This is a genomic window from Sporosarcina sp. SAFN-015, assembly GCF_051966875.1.
Taxonomy (GTDB): Bacteria; Bacillota; Bacilli; order Bacillales_A; family Planococcaceae; genus Sporosarcina.
In genome coordinates, this window is sequence record NZ_JBQCKP010000009.1 from 128,238 (window position 1) to 154,558 (window position 26,321).

Consider the following 26,321-nt stretch of genomic DNA (forward strand, 5'->3'; position numbering starts at 1 on the left):
TTCGTTAGTATTTGACGAAAAAGAGGTGTATTATTCTGTCGAACAAACTATTTGCACTTGATATCGGAACTCGTTCTGTCGTAGGCATCATTCTAACCGAACAGGACGGCATTTATCACGTTGACGATCTCGTCACAATTGAACATAAGGAACGCTCGATGATTGATGGACAAATACATAATATTGTAAGTGTCGCCAATGTCATATCTGAAATCAAATCCATTCTAGAAGAACGCCATGGGATGCTAAAAAAAGTAAGTGTCGCGGCTGCAGGACGAGCACTGAAAACGATGGAAGGCTCCATGACGATCGATATTGCCGGGAAACCGCTCTTCACTTCAGAAGATATTAACCGGCTTGAATTAGCCGCTGTACAACAAGCACAACAGAAATTACTATCTTCTGTATCCACCGCTGATGACTATTATTATTGTGTCGGTTATTCAGTTCTTCATTACAAGCTGGATGGAGATGAAATTGGCAGTCTAATTGATCAAGCCGGAAGGACAGCAACAGCCGAAGTCATTGCAACCTTCCTCCCTCGCGTCGTCGTCGAATCGCTTTTATCCGCATTGAAACGGGCCGAGCTTGAGATGGAAGCGTTGACGCTCGAACCGATTGCCGCCATTAATGTTCTCATTCCGCCATCCATGCGCAGGTTGAATGTGGCGCTCGTCGATATCGGCGCAGGAACATCGGATATTGCGATTACAAATAATAATACAGTCGTCTCGTACGGCATGGTTCCGATTGCTGGGGATGAAATTACAGAAGCGCTCAGCAACAACTACCTTCTCGATTTTCCGGTAGCCGAACTAGCAAAGCGTACTCTTGCAACTGCCGAAACGATTACAATTACTGATATTCTAGGATTTGAACAGCAAGTACCATCTTCGGAAGTACTTGCCGCCATTAAACCTGCCATCGAAAAGCTGGCGACGAGCATCGCAGAAGAAATCAAAAAACTAAATAACAGGAAATCACCTCAAGCTGTCATGGTTGTCGGCGGAGGCAGCCTCACACCACACTTAACAAAAGAACTGAGCAGCCGACTAGATTTACCAGAAAACCGGGTAGGTATCCGTGGGCTGGATGCATTGTCTGAAGTCACTCTATCGGATGGAATCATTTCAACCCCTGCCCTCGTCACGCCAATCGGCATCGCGATTGCAGCGAGAAGAGCACCTATCCATTATATGTCTGTTACTGTGAATGAAAAAACGATACGCTTATTTGAGTTAAAAGAAATGACGGTCGGTGACGCATTGCTTGCAGCAAATATAAAAGCGAGACAACTATACGGCAAGCCTGGCATGGGAATGTCAGTTACATTGAACGGAAGCCTTATGACAATCCCTGGTGAACATGGCAGTTCATCCAAGATATTGTTAAATGGAAATATTGCAAGTACGAAAGATTTCATTTCAAATGGGGATGAAATTAAACTCGAGCCTGGAAGGAACGGAAATGATGCGTCAGCAACCATCCGGGATTTGATTGGTGAGATTTCTCCTATCGAGGTGACATTCAATGAACGTAAGCATACAATCGTACCACGTATTGAATGCAACGGCATTCCTGTTGATCTTGATACAATCGTGAATGATAGGGATCAAATAAGTTATTCCTCCATAACGAAACTGAATGATGTCCTTTCAGTACTCGGTATTGAAACTATTGAGCCATTCGAAATATACGTGAATAACAAAAGAACGCTACTGGAAAAATGGACTACCCAGTTTTTCATCGGCGATATGCCAGCCTCACCGGATCAACATCTAAAAGATGGAGATGTTATCAGATTAGGGATTCTAGATCCACCAACCGTCGACGAAGTCGTTTCTTCTATGAACCATTCGGCTCAAACAACAGCGGTTACATTCAACGGGGAGCCTGTAACGTTGACAAACAGCGGGTCTCCTATATTATTGAACGGCAAGCAAGTGGATGCTTTTGAGATTGTTCGTCCTGGAGATCGTCTAACAATAGCAGAAGCTTCTAGCAGATCGTTTTTATTCAGTGACATTTTCCTTTTCATTAACTATACCATGCCGAAGACATCATCCACTTCCTACCAATTGCTGCGCAATGGGGAACCAATTGGCTTCAATGATCCGATTTTCAGCGGAGATGCGTTAGAGATTAAATTCGATTCCTAAAAAAATCATACTAAAAGCCAGGCATCCAAAAATGGCTGCCTGGCTTTTTATTTTTCTTTCTTTTTACTTTTCTTTTTCAACTGAAATATGATTTTGATTCACATTTTTTTCTTGTCCGATATTTTCACTGTTGTCATAGGAAACATTGCTGTTTTTGGTCGATTGATCCTCAACAGCTTTTTTATCATTACCCGTGGAAGTCGATACAAAATCCATTGCTTCTTCACCTTCAGAAGAGGCTGTTCCATCATCCATAGGAACCGAAGTCTTATTTGTCATCGATTTCACTTTATCGACGAGTTGTCCAGATTGCTCTTGGATCGTTTTTGTCAGGCCGTCCGTCTTTTCCTTCGCTACTGAAGTGATTTCCGTCGCTTTATCCTTCGCAACAGCACTCAATTCAATTCCTTTATTTTTAATTTGTACAGCTTGCTCTGAAAAATCGTCACGCATTTCTCTGCCTGTTTTAGGCGCAAGGAACAATGCAGCAGCCGCTCCGATAACTCCTCCTACGAGAGCACCTAATAAGAAGCTCCCTGCACCGGAATTGTCATCGTCATAAAAATCGTCCGTATTCGAACGGTATGGATAGCTGACAGGCAATTGGGATGGTTCACCAAAAGTATTTTTATATTCTTGGTTACCGTAATATTGGCGATCAAAATGAGTATCGTTATAGTTCGGTTTTAGTTTTTCAGTCATGTGAATCCCTCCGTTATAATTTTTTCAGTTTTTAACGGCCATCCGGACTCGGCAGCCTTTTTTGACTCGTGTCTGCTTTATAAACAGTCCATCCTGATGATTTTTCTGTTTTCATATCTTTTACTTTACCGATGATGCCGAATGCGACGTTGCTCCATTGAACAACTTGGGCTATTTTATCACTGTTCTTCTCGGCTTCGACAGTGATAGAATTGGTGACTCGGCGAACTGAACTATTTAAGTTGCTAACAGAGTCCCCTACCCCTTTCACTGCATCAACAACAGTGTTCAATTTTTCGGATTTCTGTTGAATATCCTCGGCAAGGGCATTTGTCTTATGAAGAAGTTCAGTCGTTTCCGACGTTACCCCTTCCAACTGGTTCGTCAAGCCATCCAATGTTTCGGAAACGCTTCGTAATGTTGTTTTCAATGAACCTAATGTCATTGCAAGGCTAATGCATAAAATCAAAAATGCGATTGCAGCCACTATGGCAGCAATATACAGTAAAACTTCCATGGCAATCCTCCTCCCGATAAACATCCATAAATAATTTTACCCTTTATATGAGGTAAATAAACGCCGCCTACTCTAACCTTTTTCGACATTCTTTTCTAATCTCCTGCATTTTTTCCGAAATAAATTATTTCTGGATATTATGATAAAGACTCATATATAAAAATGTAAAAAACAGCTGACCCGTGGGGATCAAGCTGTTTCTTCTTTTTTTGTATGTTCAGCGAAGACGTTTAAATACTTTTGGATATCGCCTGCGCCCATGAATAGATAAACTGCGTTTCCGTGGGCATCGAGTACATCGATATTATCCAATTCAAGATGCTTCGCTCCAGGAATTTTGCCGACAAGATCGTCAATCGACAAATTGCCTGATTTCTCCCTAGCGGAGCCAAAAATATCACATAAATAGACGTGGTCGGCCCCTGAAAGACTATCTGCAAATTGTTCGAGCAACGCTGCTGTCCGTGTAAACGTATGCGGTTGGAAAATCGCAATGATTTCTTTATTAGGATACTTCTGCCTTGCAGATTGCAATGTCGCTTTAATTTCCGTCGGATGATGGGCATAGTCGTCAACGATCGTTCTACCGTAAGACTCTGTTACAGTAAATCGTCTTTTCACACCATTAAACGTCGCCAATCTCGCTTCAATGCCTTCAACCGGAATTCCTTCATAGTGGCATAATGCAATAACACCTAAAGAATTCAATATTCCATGGTCACCCGCCAATGCGATTGTAAATGTATGGAAAAATTCATTCCGCACATACACATCAAATGACGCACCTTTCTCCGATTTCACTATGTTCTTTGCAGAGAAGTCATTCACTTCATCAAAGCCATAGTAGACAACAGGAACATTCGCTTTAATTTGTTGCAAATGAATGTCATCTCCACAAGCAATAATTGCTTTTTTAACGCGTAAGGCCATTTGGCCAAATGCTTCCATCACATCATCCAGATCTTTAAAATAATCCGGATGATCAAAATCTATATTCGTCATGATGGCGTAGTCAGGCTCATAGGCAAGGAAATGACGTTTATATTCACACGCTTCAAAAACAAAGTACTCGCTATCCTCGACACCTTTGCCCGTACCGTCTCCGATCAGATAGGATGTCGGTGCATTCCCGGATAAAACATGTGCCAACAGTCCCGTCGTCGATGTTTTTCCGTGGGATCCCGTAATACCGACCGAAATGAATTTTTCCATATAGTTACCCAAAAACTCATGATAGCGTATTACTTCTACTCCCAATTCATGGGCTTTTACAATTTCAGGATGACTGTCAGGGAATGCATTCCCGGCAATTACAGTCATCCCAGGCTTAATATTATTTTCATCAAAAGGTAAAATGGTTATTTTTCTATCATGTAACGGATCTTCCGTAAAGAAATATTTCTCCACATCAGAGCCTTGTACTGCATAAGATGAATCATGCAGGATCTGTGCAAGGGAACTCATCCCTGATCCTTTGATTCCTGTAAAATGGTACAATGTCATAATGCAACCTCCCGGGATCAAAACTGTTCCCACATTCTGGAACACCAGCCGAAAACTATTGCTTAACGGCTAATCCCCCATTCTTTTTTAGTATTCTCTATTCCCAATTCTATTTCTAATGAAGCATCTTTTATATTTCTTCACATTTAAACAGTTTTCTCATTACCATTAAGAAAATGGTTGAGTTCACTTTCCGTCAAATAAACTTCCCGTGCTTTGCTTCCTCTTTGCTCGGAAATGAAACCTAGTTTTTCCATACGATCCATCAATTTCGCTGCACGATTGTAGCCAATGCTAAAGTTGCGCTGCAATAAGGATGTGGAAGCACTGCCTTGCTCGATTATGAACATGCAAGCATTAGCAAATAAAGGATCAGACTCCTCTTCTTCCATCGTATTCGCCAGTAAATCCTCCTGACCGAATAAATAATCCGGTTCTGCTTCGTTTTGAACGTGTTCTATTATACGTTCAATTTCAGCATCCGTGACAAATGTACCTTGCAACCGCACAGCGGAGGACTGACCGTTTCCTAGATAAAGCATATCACCTTTCCCAAGTAGCCGTTCAGCTCCTGGTGTATCAATGATTGTGCGAGAATCAATCTGAGAGGAAACAGAAAATGCAATCCGAGTCGGGACATTCGCCTTGATTGTTCCAGTAATGACGTCGACAGATGGCCGTTGAGTCGCAATGATCAGATGGATTCCGCATGCTCTTGCTTTTTGAGTAATTCGGCTAATAGAAACTTCTACATCTGCAGGAGCCATCATCATTAAATCCGCAAGTTCGTCAATAACGATAAGTAAATAAGGCAGTTTCAAAGAAAACTTGCGGTCCTTCTCTGCCATTTCATTATATCGTTCAATATTTCTTGCTCCGACATGGGCAAATAATTCATATCGGCGCTCCATTTCACCGACCGCCCATTTAAGCGCGGCAGTCGCAGCCTTCACGTCGGTTATGACAGGGCTCAACAAATGCGGGATGCCATTGAATGGAGCAAGTTCCACCATTTTGGGGTCGATGAGCAGCATCTTCAAATCTGCAGGTGACGCTTTATACAATAAGCTAATCAAGATTGAATTGATGCACACCGATTTACCAGATCCGGTCGCTCCAGCAATCATCCCATGTGGCATCTTGCGTAAATCCAATGTTACTGGCTCACCCGTCAAGCTAAGTCCTAAGACCGCTTCTAATGGAGATTCGGAATCTTGAAAGCGTTTCGTTTCAATTACTTCCGATATTCGGACCGCTCTTGGCTTTCGATTCGGGATTTCAATGCCAATGGAGCTGGTCCCTGGAATCGGTGCTTGAATACGGATATCCTCCGCTGCTAGGGCTAATTTAAGATCATCAGTCAGATTACGGACTTTACTCACTTTTGTTCCATGACCAACCGTCAATTCGAATCTTGTGACGGTTGGGCCTTGCACCGCTTCAATAACATTCGCCTGTACTGCAAAATAGGAAAGCGCTTCTTCCAGCTTTTCAGACTGGGACTGCAGCCAATCAGTATCTTCTATATGCTCTTCAGGCTGAATAAGAAAGCCCTTTGAAGGGAATGCATAATAAGGTTGTTCTTCCATCTCTTCAGGAGCATCATCAATTTCAGCTGAAACTTGTCTTGATTCCGTTTTAATAGCATCTGTTCTTTCGATATTATTAGTTGTGGAATCAATGCTGGAGTAATTGGTTATTCTTTTTTCCCGTTCCTCATATTTCAGTTTATCATTTTTCAGCATAAGGACATTGAATGGCACTATTTTTTCTTTTTTCTGCTCTCGGTGCTCAGGCACAGTTTCACTTTCTAGCTGCAATTCCGTTTCTTCTGTCGGCTCGAAATCTTCTTCTATCGGTAACTCCATTAATTCCGCCGGTTCAAGATTTTCTCCTACCGGTAATTCCATTGCTTCAATCGGTTCGATCTCTTCTTCTGCTAATGACGCTATTGACTCCATTGGTTCGAACTTTTCCTCAGCTGAAGTTGCCGTTGTATAGTCAGGCTCAAGCTTTTCTTCGATTACTTCATTCGAAGGTAAATCAAGTTCTAACTCTTCCTCGGCAGTGGGCAGAGGTATAGGCTCAAACTCTTTTTCTGCCGATTCGGCAAGTGTCGTTTCTTCAACTTCGCAAGCCAACTTTTCTTTATCTACAGTATGTGCATGTTCTTCCAAATCAATGCGATGAATTTCTTCTACAATGGTTTGTTCACTAGTGAATTCAGCCTCATTTTTAATAAGATCCTTACCGGAAACAGCCGGCACCTTTGTCAATGCGGACTGTGATTCTACTTTATTTACTTTCGGTCTTGAATAGCCATAAACCGGAGATGGCACCTCAGTTGGCGTGAATGGACGGTTGCTCTTTTTCCGAATGATTGCCGAATTACTTTCCTCTTTATCTTCTGCAACGGCAGTCTCTTTTTTCGGAGCTTGCTTCGGAATGATTTCCCGTTCTGGTTCGTATTTATTTTGATACTTCAACGGTGCAGTCGCCCTGTGAATTTTTGGTTTTTCGTTTCCACCCGGCCATCTTTCATTTTTATATAACGGTACAGGTTCAAAGCCATCGTTATCCAAATCCGTAATTAAATTATCTGCTTTTTTTCGTTCGTTTTCCGGATCGGGTTCCCAGCCATAAATTTCAGCATCGGTTATGATCGGAAAACGAAATGCAGGCTTTTCGAGACGTACTTCTTCTTTACTTTCCTCCAGCTCAATATCATTAAAACTTTCTTCGAATTCTTCATTTTTTTCAGTATCAAATATGCGATTCATCATTTTTTTAATCCAAGTCAAATCTATCACTCTTTTCAAGTCGATCATTCTATTTTAGCAGGTTTTCATCAACTAAATCAATCAGATGGCCAAAATAAGAAAAACGTACTGCTGTAAACAGTACGTTCAATCAATTACGACTTGGCGTAATTGCTGGATTAAGTAAATATATTACAAATTATATTACAAATGTTTCTCCGGGTACTGCATCTTCTGAAAGGACCATAATGCCTTTTTCAGCTGGGGCATTCGGGATGCCAAGCTCTTTTGCTGAACAGATCATGCCCGATGATGCAATTCCTCTAAGTTCTGCATCTCTTATGACCATTCCGGATGGCATTACCGCTCCTACTTTTGCTACGACAACTTTTTGACCAGCATCGACATTTGGTGCACCACAGACAATTTGAAGCGTTTCATTCCCAACGTCGACCTTGCAGACACTTAATTTATCTGCATTTGGGTGCTTTTCTTTATCAACGACGTGTCCAACAACAAACTTAGGGCTGAAATCTACATCCAATTCAAGCTCCACACCATTAGCCTTTAGTGCTTCCTTTAGCTGACCGACAATTTCTTCCGTCGTTTCAACTTGACCATCGGCTTCTACCTTCACATAATTAGAAGCGTTGAAGACGTTGAAAGCTACAACGTTATTCGTTTCCTCGTCTTTAATGATTGCTATGTCCTGATTTTTTTCGACTTCTTTATTATTTGGGCGTTCTGTCGTTAGTTGGACGAAAAGCACGTCGCCCACTCCGTTTTGATTGTAAAAAATATTCATTTCCTCTTCCCTTCCTTTCGAGCAACCCGATTTTTTGCCATAATGAAAATCGGTTCCAATTTACCATCTTCATAAATAAATGACAAGGACGTGACAGGCACTGCTCCAACTGTGAAAAATTGCATCGTCATTTGTGCAAGGACATCATATCCTGTGTCGTTTCGAATGTCGCCAATAATGAGAACGTCTTGGTGGGGAACCGAAACGGTCATATGTCCTTCAATTTTCTCTTCCATTTCCTTTAGAAAAGATTGATTCAAAATACGGCTCGCATCGTATCCGTCATTATTATTGACGAAATAAAACATATTGCCAGCCACTTCATCCTTTTTCATATTTGTTGGTAATGCTCTTACTTTAAAAAGTGCGGACTCTATTATCTCCGACTCCGTCATGCCAATGGAATCTAGCATTGATTCGTCTATCAGACGATACGTCGTTCCCAAGTCCAAAGCATAGAAAATTCTCGTTTCAGCAGTGTGGTCTTTTACGATAAAACGATCTCCTGCTTTCGATGTTTGAGGGAATGAAGTAGAGCGGATAACCGGATAAATTGCATTCTCTGTCACAAATCCGTCTTTCTGTTCTTTTTCCATCGCCTTGAAAGTTTCCCTTATCGTATAGACAACTTCATTGATTGCTGCTTCTTGCTTTGTTTCATACTTCGCAAGGATTTCCGGCAAGGAAATATCCATCCCTTTTTTCAGAACAGTATGCTCTAATCGGACTTTATCAGTTTTCCGATCGAAACGCCATTGCAGATTTTCGGACGGCAAATGTTCTTTTAATAATTCCACTAGTTGTTGTGAATTCATACCTTTCATCCTTTCTTCAAAAATAAACGGCCGCTCGCCGCAATTGCGCCGGGTGACCGCCTAGTCTATGGATTACGAGCCTTGTTCGATGGATCGTACAATTTCCATCATTTTGCCCATATTCACTTCTATATTTTTGTTTTTTGTAATTGTTGTCATCTTAATTCCACCGACACTTGCAACAAGCTCAACCTGGTCTTCGCCCTTTTTTACAATCGATGCGAAACCGAAATATCCATCATCGGTAAATACTTCCTCAACCCGCTTGTCATCCTCTGTTCTAGTTAACAGATCATAAAAGAGTCTGCTATTCTTATCTTCATTCGGATTGATGAAAAGGAGAAATGTCTCATCGCCTTTTTTCATAACAATGTTTTGAGCATCGGACTTCTCTTCAATCGTAAATCCAGCTGGTTTATATAAAGAAACTCCATGGACTTCATCATTCACATGTTGATCATGTAATTGAAAGGCTTCTTTTGCCGAGAGAATTGCCTCAGCGGCTTGTTCATCGAAAGTTTTACCGCATGCGGTTAATACACTAATGGATAGGAATGCCAGGAATAAGAATTTCCACAGGCGGAACATTCAGCTTCCTCCAATCGTACATTTTTAATCAAATACCGATACCTATTTTAAAGATAATACTGCTTATATGCAAATTTCGCGATTTAGTTAGCCTTCTTATAGTATTTTAATTGGCCTATCAATAATTGCATGACATGTTCGAACAGTAAATCACGGGTGATTGTATGGGCTGTAAACATCCCGATAGCTCCTTCGCTATACCGGATGCCGCTTTCTTTGAAATATTCATCGACAACAACCCCTAGTTCACTGCCTTTCTGTAATTCAGAAGCGATTTCGTCAGGCAGCGGAATCTGAGCTCCTGCAGCTGTAAACGACTTACCGGACGGCAGCACGAGCGCTCCCCAGTTGCAAACGAACATCTCGTCACCAAGCATGCGTACTCCGCCTTCCAATCCGATACCGATTGCCCCTACTAATTCATTAGCGGCATTCGTTGCGCGGTTCAAAGCTCCTGTCCTTGTTTCCTCATCTCCAAAAGGCTGTTCTTTTACTCCGGAAGGAACTTTCACTGTGGACAGTTCACTTCCTGGAAAATGGCTTTCAATCACCGCTCTTGCCGCTTTCACTTTCGCCTGATTGGTAGACCCTATGATGAATTTCATGCTGTTCTCCTTTCCGTCGAAAAAAGCCATCCCCATTGCAACTGAAAGGATGGCTCTATTTTTAATCGGCATTGATTCAATCACATATTACTTTTGATTGTATCAACTGTCGTTTTATCGCAAGCTTTCACCAGTTTTATGAGAAGCTCCTTCGCTGCTGCGTAATCATCTGTATGGATGATGGAAGCAGACGTGTGGATGTAGCGAGAGCAGATTCCAATTACGGCGCTTGGTACACCTTCGTTAGAAATATGCACTTGTCCTGCATCCGTCCCCCCCATTGAGATGAAATATTGATAAGGGATTTTATGCGTTTCTGCCATATCAAGGATGAATTCACGCATTCCCCGATGAGTGACCATTGAACGGTCAAATATACGCAGCAGCGTCCCTTTTCCTAGCTGGCCAAATTCTTTTTTATTCCCAGAGGCATCATTTGCCGGGCTTGCATCCAAGGCGAAGAACAAATCCGGGTTGATCATACGTGCAGCAGCCTGCGCTCCACGCAACCCGACTTCCTCCATGACGTTTGCTCCTGAATAAAGGGTATTCGGCAAAGTTTCCCCATGGACTTCTTTCAATAGTTCGATTGCCAAGCCACATCCATAACGGTTATCCCAAGCTTTCGCCAAAATCTTCTTTTCGTTTGCCATCGGCGTGAATGGGCAGATCGGCACAATTTGCTGGCCAGGACGGATGCCGATTTTTTTCGCATCTTCTTTATCGTCCGCTCCAATATCGATAAGCATATTTTTAATATCCATCGGCTTATTTCGAACTTCGTCACTGAGTAGATGTGGCGGAATGGAACCGATAACACCGACAACCGGCCCTTCATCTGTCATGATTTGGACACGTTGCGCCAATAGCACTTGGTTCCACCATCCTCCAAGCGGTTGGAAGCGAAGCATGCCGTTATCTGTTATAGCAGTTACCATGAAACCGACTTCATCCATATGGCCGGCTACCATGATGCGCGGACTGTCCTCGGAGCCTTTTCGTACGCCAAACACACCACCAAGGTTGTCTTGAATGATTTCATCGGAATACTTCGCTAGCTCCTCACGCATATACTTGCGTACCATATGCTCATTTCCTGGCGCGCCAGGCAGCTCGGTCAATGTTTTGAACATTGTCAACGTTTCGTTGTTCATGAAAAGTTTCCCCCAATTCGATATGTACTTCTTCTAGTATAGTGTACGTATTTGAAACTTTCCATCATAATATTTAGGTTTCCGAACTACTATTTCAGCAGTTAAACATTTTTTTGAAATATGGTACACTTGGGGAAGATTGATGGAGGGGGTTTCTTAGCCATGAAAGTGAAAGATTTCGTTGCAGGGGTTTTGACAGGTGTAGCTGCTGGACTGGTTGTCAATCAAGCAATCGGGAAGATGAACCCGAACACTCCGGCAGAACATGTCCTGAACGCAGTGAAGGAGTCCTTCAAAAAAGAAGGCCCGATCGATGGCTCGTGGATCGTCATGAAACCTGAGCCGTTTACTAACAATGTCTTGTCGATGGAAGTATACCGAGGCGGCATCACGAGAATTCGGAATGGTGAACTAGAACAATTTGAGTTTGCGGCGAATTCGCAAACAGGTACTGTCGTTGAATTGATACAAAAATGATTCATAATAAAAGCAACAGTTGAAAGAGCAAAGCAAAGCTTGTCTTCATCTGTTGCTTTTCTATTTCTTATTTTGTGCGTTCGATTGATTCGATGATTTCCTTGCCGCTTTCATCCCACTGGACGAGACGATAAACCGCATCATGATAAAAAATGAATCGATATCCGTTCGGCAATGCTTCTTTCATTAGCTTTTCCTTTGCAAAGATCGAAGTCATCGGATAATCATCAAAAGCGAGCACCCATAGCGGATTGCTATGAGCATGCGTCGGCATAATGTCCCCCATATGAATGAGCGTTTCACCGTTTCGGGTCAGCTTAACAACGCTATGTCCGTCGCTGTGGCCTCCAGTATGGATCATCTCAATGCCCGGCAATACTTCCACTTGGCCTTCGAAAGTTTTCACTTGGTGCTGGATCGGCTCCCAATTTTCTTTCCAATACGTATTCCTTGAACGAATATTAGGATTCCTCATCTCATCCCATTCAACTTGAGAAACATGAATTTCAGCGTTCGGGAAAACAGAGACTAGCGTGTCATCCTTCCAGCCGGTCAACCCTGCAGCATGATCATTATGTAAATGAGTCATGAGGACAATATCGATATCAGCAGGCGTCAATCCGAGCTCCTCCAAGCTTTCCTCCACCTTCGTCTCAGCACGGACACCGAGATTGCGTTTCTGCTTGTCCGTAAGTTTTCCCTTCCCGATCCCTGAATCTATGATGATATGCTTTCCTTCATAGGCAATATAAATAGGATCAGTCCGCAGCTCTATCAAGTTATTTTCGTCGACATCATATTTGCGCGACCATAACGCTTTCGGAACGACCCCAAACATCGTCCCGCCATCAAGAAAATTGACTCCCCCATCAAGCCAAGCAAGCTTCATATCGTGAAAATTGTATGTATCCAAACAAAACCTCCCCTTTCACTCGTCATTAATTATTGAACATTGCTTCCAAACGATATATCGGCTGCCCTTTTGCTGAAAATTTCTCTTCATATTCGGTCATAATATTGTCTTCGGGCATTTCTGCATGCAGATCAAGCGACACATCTTGAAGGATCATTCCATAAGCAGACATCGAAACAAGCGAGTATTCAAATAGCTTTCGATTGTCAGTCTTAAAGTGGATTTCCCCTCTATTCTTCAACGCTTTCTCATAGCGTGCCAAAAACGATTCGTGGGTCAATCGGCGTTTTGCATGGCGGGATTTCGGCCATGGATCGGAAAAGTTCAAGTAAATTCGGTCTAATTCTCCAGCTTGAAATAAACCCTCTAAATTCGCGCCATTTCCTCTTAAAAGGCGTAGATTGGAAGGCTTTTCTGCCTCTATGACCTTTTCTAAGGCGGAGACGATGACATTATCAAAATGCTCGATTCCTATATAGTTGACGTCAGGATTGGCTAAAGCCATTCCGATGATAAATTGCCCTTTTCCTGTCCCGACTTCAACATGGATCGGATTTTCATTGCCGAAAACCGATTTCCAGTCAATTGTTGTTCCTTCTTCTTCATGGATCAGTACATCAGGATGTTCTGCCATGAAGTCTTTTGCCCACGGTTTATTGCGTAGCCGCATAATTCATTACACTCTTTTCTATTCGTTATTATCAGGTTCTCCCTGCTCCATCTGCTCTTCAAAAAGTCTGCTCACTGCAGTAGTTTGTCCCAAATCCAAAATCGATTGGGCCGCTTTGAATTGGTTGAACTTCATCGGAACAGTCGATTTCCGTAGTGAGTCGAACCAAGCCCCGTATGTTTTTCGATCAACGATATCCGTGTCAAACGGCAATCCCGGATAATCGATATAACCATTTCTCGAAATAACCAATTTCTTAATAGGGAAATCTATGTCATTCGCAGCAAAAATTCCTAATAGTATTTTCTCCATCCGACTCAGTCCGATAAAAGGATTCAATACCCTGGATTCTTTATCTCCGAATTTTTTCGTCCAAAAACGATCGCCATTTCCAATGAACGCCGCAGCGTCCTCCCCTTCCAACACGGTGATGCATAGGCATTCTATAGGTGTAACGAGTACAATGTCAAGTTCAACAGGTGCTTTTTTCACTTTGAGAATTGGATAATAGAACAGAAGATAGCTGTCAGGCAGCTGCTGGGTAAAGCTTCTTAACAATGTATCCCTCATAAAGCTTGCATCCAAATTCGACTTTTCCATCATCGTTGAGCTTGCCCATTTCAATTGGAAATGGAAAAGCTGGTCCAAGTAAAGCTTTCGAAGCTGCTGTTCGGTTTTTGGGTTATAGATGATGTTCGGATTAAAATCCAATACACCTACATCATCCTGTTCATCGTTCGCTGTTTCGATCGGCTCCGCTTCTTCAGAACGACCTTTCCGATTGCCAAAGAGACGGAAGAGAGGGGAGTACCATTTCCCCTCCTCAGCCGGCTCTTCCGCCTCATCAGGAATATGCTGCCATTCCGACAAGTCAACGCCATGCTCCCATTGTGTTTTCATCCGTTTCCATTGGGAGTTTTTCAAGCGGATATATTGTGTCGGATAACGTGATAAATCATTTTCATAGCGTGATACATAATCAAGCAGTTTGACGAGTTGCGCCAATTTCATCCACTCCGATCAGTAGGCAAAGTACATTATTCCCCCGCCACGGTCAATGGAATCTGCCGTGCGAAGGCCTCTTGCAATTGTCTTGTTATTACCCCAGGCGCTCCGGATCCAACCGGTTTCTCATCGATCAAGACGACAGGAGTGATTTCTGCAGTAGTCGAAGTTATGAAAAATTCATCCATCGCAGCCATTTCTTCAGGAGTGAATGCCCTTTCTTCGACAGGAATACCCATTTCAGCGCAAAGCTTCAATACAACTTGGCGCGTAATTCCGTTCAAGATAAGATTTGTAGCAGGATGTGTAATGACGACCCCGTCTTTCACACCAAATGCATTGGAAGATGATCCTTCCATGACGAGTCCGTCACGGATAAATATCGCCTCTGCACAGCCCGCTTCATAAGCCTCTTGTTTCGCAAGGACATTGGCAAGCAAGTTCAAGCTTTTAATATCGCAGCGCAGCCAGCGGACATCTTCAACCGACTTCACGGAGACACCGCCTTCAATATTGCTCAACGGCCTTGGATTATGGATTGCATAGGCGGTCACAACAGGAGCAACAGATAGTTCAGGGAACTGATGGATGCGCGGAGACGCCCCTCGTGTCACTTGCAAATAAATATGGCCGGTATTCACTTCGTTCACTTTCACTAATTCTTTCGCAATGTCAATGAGCTGTTGTTCCGAATAAGGAATTGCCATTTTAATTTTCTTAGCACTCTGACAAAGGCGCGCAAAATGCTCCTCTGCTGTGTACAATTCCCCATCATACACTTTAACGACTTCATACACTCCATCGCCGAAATAGTATCCCCTATCGTCTACAGAAATGTTCAAACTATCCTTGCTCGTGAACTTCCCATCAATAAAATAAATCGTCATTCGTTTTCCCCTTCCCCTTTATCGGATGCAAGACGGCTAATTGCTTCCGTGTATATAGCTGTCGCCTTTAATAAGTCCTCAATATATACATATTCATCCGCTTGGTGAGCGACATCGTCCCTTCCAGGGAAGAGCATACCGAAAGCGACTCCCTTATCAAGCACTCGGGCATACGTGCCTCCGCCAATCGCCAATAGCTCTGCCTCTTCACCCGTATAGGACGTGTAAATTTCCTGCAACGTTTTAATGAATGGATCATTCGCATCGACATGATGTGGTTTCGAGTTCGATTTCACAGTCAAATCGAATGATGAATCCTTTAGTCTGTCATTGCAAGTTCCGATTTTCTCTTCAAAGGGATACGTGACAGAATACCGCATGCTCACTAGAACTTGACCGCCTTGTTCAGGAGTGAAAGAAACGATGCCGGCATTCAATGTTGTATCGCCAGAAATTTCATCATTATAAGCTAACCCGAGAAAGCGGCCTCGACTCTCCGTCCCGAATGCGTCGAGAATAAATTGGGTAAAATCCTTCGATTCGCCTTCTTCGAAGATCTTATTCAGGAACGCGGCTAGTAGTACAGCAGCATTTACACCGTTATCCGGCTCCATCGCATGTGCAGACTTGCCGTGAAAACGTAAAACCGCCTCACCGTCTTCCTCGACAATTGAAGCCACAATACCGTGTATATTCGTGTAGCTTTCAAACTTACTTTGAATATCCTTGAAATCGAATCCTTTAATATGTGCTTCCGCATAATCGGGCACCATATTTGTCCGGTCGCCCGATTTGAAATGAAGAAGCTGCCCATCAGCTTTTTTCGTCTTTTGAGTAAACACTAATGTGGAGATTCCTTTTTCTGCGTTGATGATTGGAAAATCTGCATCTGGAGCAAACCCGATTGTCGGCATCTCTTCTTTTTCAAAATAACGTCGAACACATCGGAAACCGCTTTCTTCATCCGCCCCAATAATGAGCCGGACTCTTTTGTTCAAAGGTATGCCAGCTTCATTCACTAATTTCATGGCGTGCCAAGCAGCGATTGTCGGCCCCTTATCGTCAATCGCCCCACGGCCAAACAGTTTTCCGTCCTTCACGGTTCCATCAAATGGGCCGAATGTCCAATTGCCACCGGCAGGTACAACATCGACGTGACAGAGGATGCCAAGCAGTTCATCCCCTTCTCCCATTTCAATATGGCCAGCCATATTGTCGACGTTCTTCACAGTAAATCCAGCTTTCCTACCTTCCTCCAGCATCCAATCGAGCGCACGCTTCGGCTCCGGACCAAACGGTGCATCATCAGTTGACAAGCTTTCATCAAGCACCGACGGAATGGAAATCAATTGTTTCAAGTCATCAATTACAAGTTCTTCTTTTTCCAACACTTTATCATGCCAATTCACCAATCCAAGCACCTTCTTTCTTAATACCCTATTTTCACATGTTCGGTCCAGAAAATAAAGAGCTAAACAATCTCAACAGAATTTTTACAAAAAATTCATGTACTATTAGCAAAAATGAGTTATACTTATATTGTCAGAACATTGCATCTGACGCAAAGTTCTGATGAAAGGAGTGCATTGTCGGGGGGCAGTTCAACTAACATACGGTACATTCAATAGTCTCATGCCCATCGTTTTTGGAAAATGAAGATGAAGGAGTGGTTCCACAGTTGAATCCAGCTACTGATCGTATGCTTACCCGCATCAAGGACGTATATTTATATATCCTTGACAGGGGTATTGTCACAACGGAAAATGTTGTTGAAGAATTCGGCATCACAAACCGCACAGCGCAAAGAGACTTGAATGTCCTCGAATACAACGAGCTCATTACAAGCCCGGCCCGCGGAAAATGGACGACAACAAAGAAAAAAGTTAAATTGCCTTCATGATGACACTTCCATAAACAAAAGCGAAGGGCGCCTGACCAGAGGCGACAGGCATAAGGCGAAGATGCGGCGTGGCATTCTTTGCCACAGAGCAACTTTGACTTATGACCCCGAGACTCTTGCGCCCTGAGTCTAGACGTAACAAAATATGAAAAAGCTGAACCGAGTAATTCGGTTCAGCTTTTTTCATTGCGGAGCATTGCGACTTCCTCATCGGTCAGCTCCCTGTATTCCCCTAAGTATAAGGAACTATCCAATTCCAGGGGTCCCATCGATAGGCGTTTCAAATAGACGACCCGCTTCCCGACCGCTTCGAACATCCGCTTCACTTGATGAAACTTCCCTTCAGTAATCGTCAGCTCAATTTCTGACGTCTCGCCTGATTGCAATATACTGAGTTGTCCCGGTTTCGTGAAGTAACCATCGTCCAACGTGACCCCTTCTGCAAACTTTTCAATATCAGTTTCATCGACGTTCCCATCGATACGGGCGTAATACGTTTTTGGAACATGCTTCTTCGGAGACAGTAATTCATGCGCCAGCTTGCCATCATTTGTAATCAATAAGAATCCTTCTGTATCCTTATCAAGCCTTCCTACAGGGAAAGGTTCAAAATGACGATGCTCCTCATCCAGCAAATCGATGACAGTTCTATCCCGGTTATCCTCAGTTGCAGAAATGACACCTTGTGGTTTATTCAACATCAAGTAAATGAATTCCTTATAGACGACCCGTTCACCGAGGATTGTCACTTCATCCTTTTCCGGATTAACATGGAGCGCCGCATCCTTCACCGGCGCATCATTCACCTGAACAGAACCATTTTTCAATAGCTGCTTAACTTCCTTACGAGAACCATAGCCCATATTCGCCAATAATTTATCGAGTCGCATTTCTCACCCTCCAAAGCCAAGCTTCTTTGTAATCTTCGTCAATCGATCGCCGAACAGCTTTTGCGCAAGTCCCGATTTCAAAGAAAGGGCTCCGTAAACAACTACTCCTACAACCGCACAAATTAAAACATATAACAATGCCTGCATTTTGCCTTCTACAGGATTAATTGCAAGCAAACCTTTTAATGTAAAGTGAACAGCAATAAGCATAATGATGTTGAAAATCCCAATAAGGATGAGGCGTCTGAATACCATTTTCGAACGATAATGTAGAACTCTCGATATGACATATATATTGATCCCGACTGCAATGGCATATCCAATCGCCGTAGCAGCAATCGCACCGTTCACTTCAAAAAGTTTGATGAGCGGGATATTCAAAATCATTTTAAATAAAAGTCCCGTTAGCGAAGTGAAGACGATCCATTTGTGCTTGTCGATCCCTTGCAGGATAGCGGCTGTTACTGTAAAGAGACCGAACAGGATGGCGACGGGTGCATAAGAGGCGAGAACCTCCGCGCCAGCCGTACTTTTGCTATATAGGAAAGTATAGGTTTCATTCGATAGGACAATCAAGCCAAGAACCATCGGAACGGTCAAAAACAGCATGATTTGAAATGTTTGGTCGAGTGATCGGGTAATTCCTTTCTGATCTTTCTTCGTATAAAAGCTTGTAATGACCGGAATCAAAGCCATCGAAAAACCGGTAGCCACCATAACGGGAATCATGACGACTTTATGTGTCAAAAAGTTGAGCATTGTAAAGTAGTCATCCATTACGTCCGATAGGCCGATCGATTTCATCGCATTATTAAATGTAATCATATCTACAAATTGGTAAAGGGGATTAATGACTCCGACAAGAACAAATGGGATTGTATACCCTATTACTTCTTTATACATATCAAGAAAAGTAATATCGCTTGCTGGCGGACTGCTCGCATACAGTTGATTGAATTCAGGTTTATACTTCATCCAATATTTATATAATACAGCAAGGCCAGCAACCGCGCCGATGAATGCTGCAAATACCGCAAATTTCACTGCTGTCCTCGGAGAAAGATCCATGACATTCACTACAATGAACGCTCCAAGCAACACGAAAAGAATTCGGACAATCTGCTCAACAAGTTGAGAAACAGAAGTCGGTTCAAACTTCTGGTTACCTTGAAGATACCCACGTACAATACTCATCAATGGGACAACAAGTAGCGCATAACTCACCCACCGAATCACGGATGTAACTTCCGCCATCGTATATCTTTGGTCATCATCGACCACGACAAGATGCGCAATAGGTTCAGCCAGAAAAAATAATATCAAGAACGACAAGATGCCTGTAACTAACATGACAAGCATGCCGGATTTCATTAATTTCCGTCCAGTGGCATAGTCGCCCATCGCATTATATTTCGATACGAATTTTGAAATGGCAAGTGGTGCACCAGAAATCGCAACTGCCAAAGCTAAATTGTATGGAATGTATGCATATTGATACAAACCGATATTCTCAACCCCGACAATCGCGTAAAACGGTATGACGTATAAAAGACCAAGCGCCTTCGATAAGAAGAGGCCGATCGTTAAAATGGCCGTGCCTTTAACAAGATTTGATGACATATTTGATCCTTCCAATCATAAGAACTACTCCACAAAGCTACTTATCAGTTTACCCCCCGACGGCACTTTTCACAATGATTATTGAGTGCATCCATGTATAATAGAGAAAAACTGAAAGTGTGGTTCCATATATGTATGACGTCATAATCATCGGCGGGGGTCCCTCAGGACTGATGGCCTCGATCGCTGCAGCAGAAAACGGAGGCAAGGTTCTCCTTCTTGATAAAGGGAAAAAGCTCGGGAATAAATTATCGATTTCGGGTGGTGGAAGATGCAATGTAACAAACCGTCTGCCCTTAGAGGAAATCGTGAAAAACATTCCCGGAAACGGAAGATTTTTGTATGGTCCCTTTTCCGTCTTTAATAACGAAGATATCATCGCATTTTTTGAAGGGCTTGGCGTACCGCTGAAAGAAGAGGATCACGGTCGGATGTTCCCTGTTTCGAATAAGGCGAAGGACGTCGTCAATGCGTTGCTTTCCGAGATGGACCGATTGCAAGTGGAAGTGAGATTATCGACTCGCGTGAAGAAATTATTGATGGATGATGATCGGATTTTGGGCGTACGTCTGGAAGACGGTGAAGAAATCCGTTCTCATGCAGTCGTTGTTGCAGTAGGCGGCAAGGCGGTCCCGCAAACCGGAAGTACAGGAGATGGCTATCCATGGGCCGAAAAAGCAGGACATACAGTGACGGAGCTATATCCAACAGAAGTTCCGCTATTATCCGATGAACCGTTTATCCAATCCAAAGAACTGCAAGGGCTCGCACTGCGCGATGTTGCTGTTTCCGTTTTGAATGCAAAAGGAAAGACGCTTATTACCCATCAGATGGACATGCTTTTCACCCACTTCGGATTGAGCGGCCCAGCAATATTGCGTTGCAGCCAATTCGTCGTGAAGGAGCAGATGAAAAATGGAAAACAACCCGTCGAAATGCGGATTGACTCCCTTCCTTCGATGAATGAAGAAAAGGCTTTTCAAATGATCCAAGCGATGTTGAAGGAAGATCCCAAAAAAGCGGTAAAAAACAGTTTGAAAGGAATCGCTCCAGAGCGATGGCTGCTGTTTATATTTAACCGTGCAGGCATCGATGAAGCCGATATTGGCGCAGGACTTTCAAATGAAAAGATCCGCAAGCTTGCAGGGTTGCTGAAAGGATTCCCGATGACTGTAAACGGCACGCAGCCGATTGAAAAGGCATTCGTTACAGGTGGAGGCGTTTCGACAAAGGAAATCGAACCTAAAACGATGGCTTCCCGGAAAAAGGACGGGCTTTTCTTCTGTGGTGAGATTTTAGATATCCATGGTTATACCGGCGGATATAATATTACTTCTGCGCTCGTTACTGGGCGGATTGCAGGGATGAATGCAGGGGCATTTGCGAAGGATGAAGGCTAATATGTTAAAACACCAGATTCAAGGATTCTGGTGTTTTTTGATTTGGAAGAGGATTGCTTTGGACGTGATACTTGCTTTAGACGTATAGCAGCTTACTTTGGACGCACGAAGGCTCGCTTTGGACGCGGAGCAGCTTACTTTGGACGCGCAACGGCCTGCTTTGGACGCGGAGCAGCTTACTTTGGACGCGCAACGGCCCGCTTTGGACGCGGAGCAGCTTACTTTGGACGCGCAATGGCCTGCTTTGGACGCGGAGTAGATTACTTTGGACGCACGATGGCCCGCTTTGGACGCGGAGCAGCTTACTTTGGACGCGCAACGGCCCGCTTTGGACGCACAGTAGATTACTTTGGACGCACGGAGGCTCGCTTTGGACGCGGAGCAGATTACTTTGGACGCTCGAAGGCTCGCTTTGGACGCGGAGCAGATTACTTTGGACGCACGAAGGCTCGCTTTGGACGCGGAGCAGATTACTTTGGACGCGCAACGGCCTGCTTTGGACGCGGAGTAGATTACTTTGGACGCGCAACGGCCCACTTTGGACGCGGAGTAGATTACTTTGGACGCGCAACGGCCCGCTTTGGACGCGGAGCAGCTTACTTTGGACGCACGAAGGCCCGCTTTGGACGCAATCAAAAAAATCCGAAGAAATGGACGCATCCATTTCTTCGGATTTTTATTTTATTGAAATCAAACTGCCACGATATTAACCAATCTTCCAGGAATTGCAATGACCTTTTTCAATTCTTTCCCATCGATCCATTGCTTCACCTGTTCGTCTGCAAGAGCAACTTTTTCAAGTTCCTCTTTTGTAATGTCTTTAGCGACATCAATTTTCGCACGGACTTTTCCATTGATTTGAACAGCAACTTCCACTGTATCATCGAAAAGTTTCGATTCATCGTACGTTGGCCATGCAACGTATGCGATGGATTCTTCATGGCCTAACATTTCCCATAGCTCTTCAGCAAGATGCGGAGTGATCGGTGAAATCAATGTAATAAAGCCTTCGACATATTCTTTTGGAATCGAATCTGCTTTATATCCTTCATTGATGAATACCATCATTTGTGAAATGGCAGTGTTGTTGCGCATGCCTTCCAAGTCTTCCGTCACTTTCTTCACAGTTTGGTGGTACACCTTTTCAAGCGTACCGCCTGGCTCGCCACCAATTTTTGAACTTAGAGTTCCGTCTTCATTGACGAATAGGCGCCAAATACGGTCCAAGAAACGACGAGACCCGTCTAGTCCATTTGTCGACCATTCCTTCGATGCATCAAGCGGTCCCATGAACATTTCGTATAGACGAAGTGTATCTGCACCGTGTGAATGAACGATGTCGTCTGGATTGATGACGTTGCCAAGCGACTTGGACATCTTCACATGCCCTTCCCCAAGGATCATTCCTTGGTTGAATAGTTTTTGGAAAGGCTCTTTCGTTGGCACGACACCGATATCGTAAAGCACTTTATGCCAGAAACGTGCATATAGAAGGTGAAGAACCGCATGCTCCGCACCGCCGACGTAAATGTCGACCGGCAACCAGCGTTCCGCTAGTTTTGGATCAATTAGCATTTCGTCATTATCTGGATCGATATAGCGCAAGTAGTACCAGCAGCTGCCTGCCCATTGCGGCATCGTATTCGTTTCACGACGACCTTTCATGCCTGTGTCCGGATCGACGACATTGACCCACTCTTCAATATTCGCAAGTGGAGACTCGCCTGTTCCGCTCGGTTTGATATTATCCGTTTTCGGCAACATCAATGGCAATTCGGATTCATCGACAGGAGTCATCGAGCCGTCTTCCCAATGGATGATCGGAATCGGTTCACCCCAATAACGTTGTCTGGAGAATAACCAATCGCGCAGACGATACGTAATTTTCTTCTCGCCTTTGCCGTTTTCAACAAACCAAGCAATTGCTTTTTCGATTGCCTCGTCTTTACCTAGACCGTTCAAGAAATCGGAGTTGATATGCTCGCCATCACCAACATATGCTTCCTTCGAAATGTCGCCGCCTGCAACGACTTCTACAATCGGCAATTTGAATTCTACCGCAAACTCATAGTCTCTTTCATCATGTGCAGGAACCGCCATGATAGCTCCAGTTCCATACGAAGCAAGTACATAATCCGCAATCCAGATCGGCATCTTTTCGCCGCTCGCAGGGTTGATGGCATAAGCACCAGTGAATACGCCTGTTTTCTCTTTCGCAAGGTCAGTCCGTTCCAAATCGCTTTTCGTTTTTACTTTATCTAAATAAGCATTCACTGCTTCTCTTTGTTCAGCAGTCGTAATTTTATCGACAAGCTTATGTTCAGGGGCAAGAACAGCATATGTTGCACCGAAAATTGTATCAGGACGTGTCGTGAATGCTTCGAATGAAAGATCAGTTCCTTCAATGTCGAACGTCAATTGAGCACCTTCAGAACGTCCAATCCAGTTGCGTTGCATATCTTTCAAACTGTCTGGCCAATCAAGCTCATCCAAATCCTCAAGCAAGCGATCCGCATATTCCGTAATGCGCAATACCCATTGGCGCATCGGACGACGTTCAACCGGATGACCGCCACGTTCTGATTTACCGTCGATCACTTCCTCGTTCGCAAGGACCGTACCAAGTGCAGGACACCAGTTGACCGGTACTTCATCAATGTACGCAAGGCCTTTTTTATACAATTGGATGAAAATCCATTGCGTCCATTTGTAATATTTCGGATCTGTCGTATTCACTTCACGGTCCCAGTCATAAGTAAACCCAAGATCATTCATTTGGCGCTTGAATGTTGCAATATTTTTCGCAGTGAATTCAGCTGGATCATTACCCGTGTCAATCGCATATTGTTCAGCTGGCAATCCGAACGCGTCCCATCCCATCGGGTGAAGGACATTATAGCCTTGCTTTCGTTTGAATGAACTTAAAATATCCGTTGCGATATAGCCAAGCGGATGGCCGACATGAAGTCCTGCCCCAGATGGATATGGGAACATATCAAGCGCATAAAACTTCGGCTTCGATTCGTCGTTCACCATTTTATACGTTTTATTGTCTTTCCAATATTGCTGCCATTTCTTTTCAATTTCCACATGCTTGTAACTCATCTCTGTTCATTCCTTCCCATTACATTCAAATCGCGTTATTGCGGAAATAAAAAAACTCCCGTCCCTTAAAACATTAAGGGACGAGAGGTATATGTACTCCCGCGGTGCCACCCAAATTGACGGCAATGCCGCCCAACTTGATTCCTTAACGCGGAAAACGGCACTGGCTACTATTGGTTCACCGATGCAGGCTCAAAGGCGAGTTCATCGTAGTCGTACAGGCTTGCACCAACCGCCTGCTCTCTTCAATCGACCGGACCGATTACTAATTCCTTTTCAACGCCAACGCTATTTGAATTCAGTTTATTGTAGTGTACCCGAATGTGTTACAAATTACAACTAAATATCTTATAATTTAATGGAAGTCACTAGGAAACAAATGAGCCAAAGGTCCCTTTTTGGTGATACCTTTCCTGATTCAATAGATAACTCCACTTATTCGATAAATAAAAAATACCAAGTCCATTATCTAGGACTTGGCATTTCGTGCTCAACCAATATTGACTTTCAATTCCGCTTCTGTCGAATTGATGACATCTTCGATGGTGAATCCTTCGAACACTTCTTTTAACTCCAGTCCGTTAGGCGTTACGTCGATCAAGGCGCGTTCCGTAATGATTTTATGGACGACTCCTTTTCCTGTCAGTGGCAATGAGCATTCCTTCTTTATTTTCGCTGAGCCGTCTTTCGCGACATGGTCCATAATGACGATGATTTTTTTCGCACCATGCACGAGATCCATCGCGCCGCCCATTCCTTTGATCATCTTCCCAGGAATCATCCAGTTGGCAAGATCTCCTTTTTCGGACACTTCCATTCCTCCGAGGATTGCTACGTCGACATGCCCTCCACGAATCATTGCGAACGATTCTGCGCTGTTGAAAAATGCAGATCCGGGGATTGTCGTTACCGTTTCCTTACCAGCATTGATCAAATCCGGATCAACTTCGTCTTCCGTTGGATATGGTCCGATTCCAAGAAGTCCATTTTCCGACTGAAGCACAACCGTTTTATCATCTGAAATATAGTTGGCAACCAATGTAGGCATACCGATGCCAAGGTTTACGTAGTCACCGTCGTTAATTTCCTTTTCCGCACGTCTTGCAATTCTCTCTCTGAAATTCATCGTGAACATCCCCTTCCCTTATCGAATCGTTAATCGTTCTATCCGTTTTTCCTGTTTCGCTTGGAATAGACCTTGCACATAGATGCTCGGTGTATGGATCGTTGCAGGATCGAGCTGTCCTGTTTCCACAATCTCTTCCACTTCCGCAATTGTAAACTTGCCTGCCGCAGCCATCATTGGATTGAAATTTTGAGCTGTCTTGTTATAAATCAAATTTCCGATTTTATCCGCCTTCGCTGCGCGAATCAATGCAAAATCGGCGACAAGGGCTTCCTCCAGGACATATTCTTTGCCATCAAACATTCTTGTCTCTTTGCCGTCCGCTACCGTTGTTCCAACTCCCGCAGGGGTGTAAAATGCGGGAATACCAGCACCTCCAGCGCGGATCTTTTCAGCGAGCGTCCCTTGTGGAGTCAATTCAACTTCAATTTCTCCTGATAATACTTGGCGTTCAAACTCCTTGTTTTCGCCTACATAGGAGCCGATCATTTTTTTAATCTGCTTTTCTTTTAATAAAAGGCCGAGTCCCCATTCGTCCACGCCGCAGTTATTCGAAATGATTGTCAAATCTTTAACACCTTTTTCAACAAGTGCCAAAATGAGCTGTTCAGGTATTCCTACAAGTCCGAAGCCCCCCACCATTAATGTGGATCCGTCTTCAATTTGTGAAATTGCTTCCATAGCTGTTGAATAAATTGGTTTCATCCAGTATTCCCCCTTT

General features: G+C 43.6%; 26 protein-coding genes and 1 other annotated feature. Of the genes, 7 read left to right on the forward strand and 19 right to left on the reverse strand.

Features of this window, described 5'->3' with window-relative positions; genetic code table 11:
* The first annotated feature begins 11 nt into the window (after positions 1-11).
* Entirely contained in the window at positions 12-2,159 is a 2,148-nt protein-coding gene (locus ACTHPA_RS15405; RefSeq protein ID WP_440501430.1) for a cell division protein FtsA, read from the forward strand.
* 63 nt (positions 2,160-2,222) lie between these two features.
* On the opposite strand, the gene ACTHPA_RS15410 is transcribed toward ACTHPA_RS15405, so the two are convergent.
* The 9 genes from ACTHPA_RS15410 to ACTHPA_RS15450 form a co-directional block, all read right to left on the reverse strand.
* Positions 2,223-2,861 (reverse strand): YtxH domain-containing protein, encoded by a 639-nt coding sequence (locus ACTHPA_RS15410; RefSeq protein WP_440501432.1) that lies wholly within the window; start codon positions 2,859-2,861, stop codon positions 2,223-2,225.
* Positions 2,862-2,892: 31 nt separating this feature from the next.
* Entirely contained in the window at positions 2,893-3,378 is a 486-nt protein-coding gene (locus ACTHPA_RS15415) for a DUF948 domain-containing protein (RefSeq protein ID WP_440501433.1), read from the reverse strand.
* Positions 3,379-3,567: 189 nt separating this feature from the next.
* The gene (murC, locus tag ACTHPA_RS15420) at positions 3,568-4,881 is read right to left on the reverse strand and encodes a UDP-N-acetylmuramate--L-alanine ligase (protein WP_440501434.1); all 1,314 of its coding nucleotides are present in this window, start codon (positions 4,879-4,881) and stop codon (positions 3,568-3,570) included.
* A 146-nt stretch (positions 4,882-5,027) separates the two neighbouring features.
* Entirely contained in the window at positions 5,028-7,682 is a 2,655-nt protein-coding gene (locus tag ACTHPA_RS15425) for a DNA translocase FtsK (RefSeq protein WP_440501436.1), read from the reverse strand.
* Positions 7,683-7,839: 157 nt separating this feature from the next.
* The gene (ytpR, locus tag ACTHPA_RS15430; RefSeq protein WP_440501438.1) at positions 7,840-8,445 is read right to left on the reverse strand and encodes a YtpR family tRNA-binding protein; all 606 of its coding nucleotides are present in this window, start codon (positions 8,443-8,445) and stop codon (positions 7,840-7,842) included.
* A complete protein-coding gene (locus tag ACTHPA_RS15435; RefSeq protein ID WP_440501439.1) occupies positions 8,442-9,269 on the reverse strand; it encodes a DUF1444 domain-containing protein in 828 nt (275 codons plus the stop codon). The genes ytpR and ACTHPA_RS15435 overlap by 4 nt, the downstream gene beginning before the upstream one ends.
* A gap of 63 nt (positions 9,270-9,332) precedes the next feature.
* Positions 9,333-9,848 (reverse strand): hypothetical protein, encoded by a 516-nt coding sequence (locus tag ACTHPA_RS15440; protein ID WP_440501441.1) that lies wholly within the window; start codon positions 9,846-9,848, stop codon positions 9,333-9,335.
* 83 nt (positions 9,849-9,931) lie between these two features.
* Entirely contained in the window at positions 9,932-10,525 is a 594-nt protein-coding gene (locus ACTHPA_RS15445) for a DUF84 family protein (protein WP_440501442.1), read from the reverse strand.
* An 8-nt stretch (positions 10,526-10,533) separates the two neighbouring features.
* Complete coding sequence (locus ACTHPA_RS15450) at positions 10,534-11,607, reverse strand: M42 family metallopeptidase (protein ID WP_440501444.1); 1,074 nt, start codon at positions 11,605-11,607, stop codon at positions 10,534-10,536.
* Positions 11,608-11,769: 162 nt separating this feature from the next.
* Here ACTHPA_RS15450 and ACTHPA_RS15455 point away from each other — a divergent pair, with 162 nt between their 5' ends.
* On the forward strand, positions 11,770-12,084 hold the full coding sequence (locus ACTHPA_RS15455; RefSeq protein WP_440501445.1) for a hypothetical protein: 315 nt from the start codon (positions 11,770-11,772) through the stop codon (positions 12,082-12,084).
* A gap of 67 nt (positions 12,085-12,151) precedes the next feature.
* On the opposite strand, the gene ACTHPA_RS15460 is transcribed toward ACTHPA_RS15455, so the two are convergent.
* From ACTHPA_RS15460 to pepV, 5 genes are read right to left on the reverse strand one after another with little or no spacing between them, the layout of a single operon-like run.
* Positions 12,152-12,997, reverse strand: coding sequence for a YtnP family quorum-quenching lactonase (locus ACTHPA_RS15460; protein WP_440501446.1), 846 nt, complete (start codon positions 12,995-12,997; stop codon positions 12,152-12,154).
* A 25-nt stretch (positions 12,998-13,022) separates the two neighbouring features.
* Positions 13,023-13,667 carry a tRNA (guanosine(46)-N7)-methyltransferase TrmB gene (gene trmB, locus ACTHPA_RS15465; protein WP_440501447.1) on the reverse strand — a complete coding sequence of 215 codons (645 nt, stop codon included), beginning with the start codon at positions 13,665-13,667 and terminating at the stop codon, positions 13,023-13,025.
* Between the two features lie 18 nt (positions 13,668-13,685).
* Positions 13,686-14,672, reverse strand: coding sequence for a nuclease-related domain-containing protein (locus ACTHPA_RS15470; RefSeq protein ID WP_440501449.1), 987 nt, complete (start codon positions 14,670-14,672; stop codon positions 13,686-13,688).
* 32 nt (positions 14,673-14,704) lie between these two features.
* On the reverse strand, positions 14,705-15,559 hold the full coding sequence (gene dat, locus ACTHPA_RS15475; RefSeq protein WP_440501451.1) for a D-amino-acid transaminase: 855 nt from the start codon (positions 15,557-15,559) through the stop codon (positions 14,705-14,707).
* The gene (gene pepV / locus ACTHPA_RS15480) at positions 15,556-16,968 is read right to left on the reverse strand and encodes a dipeptidase PepV (protein ID WP_440501521.1); all 1,413 of its coding nucleotides are present in this window, start codon (positions 16,966-16,968) and stop codon (positions 15,556-15,558) included. The genes dat and pepV overlap by 4 nt, the downstream gene beginning before the upstream one ends.
* Positions 16,969-17,237: 269 nt before the next feature.
* Here pepV and ACTHPA_RS15485 point away from each other — a divergent pair, with 269 nt between their 5' ends.
* Positions 17,238-17,459 carry a DeoR family transcriptional regulator gene (locus ACTHPA_RS15485; protein ID WP_239431539.1) on the forward strand — a complete coding sequence of 74 codons (222 nt, stop codon included), beginning with the start codon at positions 17,238-17,240 and terminating at the stop codon, positions 17,457-17,459.
* A 173-nt stretch (positions 17,460-17,632) separates the two neighbouring features.
* Here the strand turns inward: ACTHPA_RS15485 and ACTHPA_RS15490 are convergent, their stop codons facing one another.
* Positions 17,633-18,349 (reverse strand): pseudouridine synthase, encoded by a 717-nt coding sequence (locus ACTHPA_RS15490; protein ID WP_440501453.1) that lies wholly within the window; start codon positions 18,347-18,349, stop codon positions 17,633-17,635.
* A 3-nt stretch (positions 18,350-18,352) separates the two neighbouring features.
* Complete coding sequence (locus ACTHPA_RS15495; RefSeq protein WP_440501455.1) at positions 18,353-19,969, reverse strand: putative polysaccharide biosynthesis protein; 1,617 nt, start codon at positions 19,967-19,969, stop codon at positions 18,353-18,355.
* A 131-nt stretch (positions 19,970-20,100) separates the two neighbouring features.
* On the opposite strand from ACTHPA_RS15495, the gene ACTHPA_RS15500 reads away from it, so the two are divergent.
* The 4 genes from ACTHPA_RS15500 to ACTHPA_RS15515 all read left to right on the forward strand — a co-directional run bounded on the left by ACTHPA_RS15500 (position 20,101) and on the right by ACTHPA_RS15515 (position 22,057).
* Positions 20,101-21,369 (forward strand): NAD(P)/FAD-dependent oxidoreductase, encoded by a 1,269-nt coding sequence (locus ACTHPA_RS15500; protein ID WP_440501456.1) that lies wholly within the window; start codon positions 20,101-20,103, stop codon positions 21,367-21,369.
* 97 nt (positions 21,370-21,466) lie between these two features.
* Entirely contained in the window at positions 21,467-21,628 is a 162-nt protein-coding gene (locus tag ACTHPA_RS15505; RefSeq protein ID WP_440501457.1) for a hypothetical protein, read from the forward strand.
* Between the two features lie 111 nt (positions 21,629-21,739).
* Positions 21,740-21,880 carry a hypothetical protein gene (locus ACTHPA_RS15510; protein WP_440501458.1) on the forward strand — a complete coding sequence of 47 codons (141 nt, stop codon included), beginning with the start codon at positions 21,740-21,742 and terminating at the stop codon, positions 21,878-21,880.
* A gap of 48 nt (positions 21,881-21,928) precedes the next feature.
* Positions 21,929-22,057, forward strand: a complete 129-nt coding sequence (locus tag ACTHPA_RS15515) for a hypothetical protein (protein WP_440501459.1) — start codon at positions 21,929-21,931, stop codon at positions 22,055-22,057.
* 2 nt (positions 22,058-22,059) lie between these two features.
* Here ACTHPA_RS15515 and leuS read toward each other — a convergent pair whose 3' ends face one another.
* From leuS to ACTHPA_RS15530, 3 genes are all read right to left on the reverse strand, one after another.
* Complete coding sequence (gene leuS, locus ACTHPA_RS15520) at positions 22,060-24,474, reverse strand: leucine--tRNA ligase (protein ID WP_440501461.1); 2,415 nt, start codon at positions 24,472-24,474, stop codon at positions 22,060-22,062.
* 73 nt (positions 24,475-24,547) lie between these two features.
* Positions 24,548-24,763: a binding site (T-box leader), on the reverse strand.
* 201 nt (positions 24,764-24,964) lie between these two features.
* Positions 24,965-25,609: a 3-oxoacid CoA-transferase subunit B gene (locus ACTHPA_RS15525; protein WP_440501463.1), complete on the reverse strand. Its 645-nt coding sequence runs from the start codon at positions 25,607-25,609 to the stop codon at positions 24,965-24,967.
* 9 nt (positions 25,610-25,618) lie between these two features.
* Positions 25,619-26,305 carry a CoA transferase subunit A gene (locus tag ACTHPA_RS15530; protein ID WP_440501465.1) on the reverse strand — a complete coding sequence of 229 codons (687 nt, stop codon included), beginning with the start codon at positions 26,303-26,305 and terminating at the stop codon, positions 25,619-25,621.
* Between the last annotated feature and the right edge of the window lie 16 nt (positions 26,306-26,321).

Coding starts and splice junctions, on each gene's coding strand:
- ACTHPA_RS15410 (WP_440501432.1), bottom strand. CDS start 2,861: ATGACTGAAAAACTAAAACCGAACTATAACGATACTCATTTTGATCGC.
- ACTHPA_RS15415 (WP_440501433.1), bottom strand. CDS start 3,378: ATGGAAGTTTTACTGTATATTGCTGCCATAGTGGCTGCAATCGCATTT.
- murC (WP_440501434.1), bottom strand. CDS start 4,881: ATGACATTGTACCATTTTACAGGAATCAAAGGATCAGGGATGAGTTCC.
- ytpR (WP_440501438.1), bottom strand. CDS start 8,445: ATGAATATTTTTTACAATCAAAACGGAGTGGGCGACGTGCTTTTCGTC.
- ACTHPA_RS15435 (WP_440501439.1), bottom strand. CDS start 9,269: ATGAAAGGTATGAATTCACAACAACTAGTGGAATTATTAAAAGAACAT.
- ACTHPA_RS15440 (WP_440501441.1), bottom strand. CDS start 9,848: ATGTTCCGCCTGTGGAAATTCTTATTCCTGGCATTCCTATCCATTAGT.
- ACTHPA_RS15445 (WP_440501442.1), bottom strand. CDS start 10,525: ATGCCGATTAAAAATAGAGCCATCCTTTCAGTTGCAATGGGGATGGCT.
- ACTHPA_RS15450 (WP_440501444.1), bottom strand. CDS start 11,607: ATGAACAACGAAACGTTGACAATGTTCAAAACATTGACCGAGCTGCCT.
- ACTHPA_RS15455 (WP_440501445.1), top strand. CDS start 11,770: ATGAAAGTGAAAGATTTCGTTGCAGGGGTTTTGACAGGTGTAGCTGCT.
- trmB (WP_440501447.1), bottom strand. CDS start 13,667: ATGCGGCTACGCAATAAACCGTGGGCAAAAGACTTCATGGCAGAACAT.
- dat (WP_440501451.1), bottom strand. CDS start 15,559: ATGACGATTTATTTTATTGATGGGAAGTTCACGAGCAAGGATAGTTTG.
- ACTHPA_RS15490 (WP_440501453.1), bottom strand. CDS start 18,349: ATGCGACTCGATAAATTATTGGCGAATATGGGCTATGGTTCTCGTAAG.
- ACTHPA_RS15495 (WP_440501455.1), bottom strand. CDS start 19,969: ATGTCATCAAATCTTGTTAAAGGCACGGCCATTTTAACGATCGGCCTC.
- ACTHPA_RS15500 (WP_440501456.1), top strand. CDS start 20,101: ATGTATGACGTCATAATCATCGGCGGGGGTCCCTCAGGACTGATGGCC.
- leuS (WP_440501461.1), bottom strand. CDS start 24,474: ATGAGTTACAAGCATGTGGAAATTGAAAAGAAATGGCAGCAATATTGG.
- ACTHPA_RS15525 (WP_440501463.1), bottom strand. CDS start 25,609: ATGTTCACGATGAATTTCAGAGAGAGAATTGCAAGACGTGCGGAAAAG.
- ACTHPA_RS15530 (WP_440501465.1), bottom strand. CDS start 26,305: ATGAAACCAATTTATTCAACAGCTATGGAAGCAATTTCACAAATTGAA.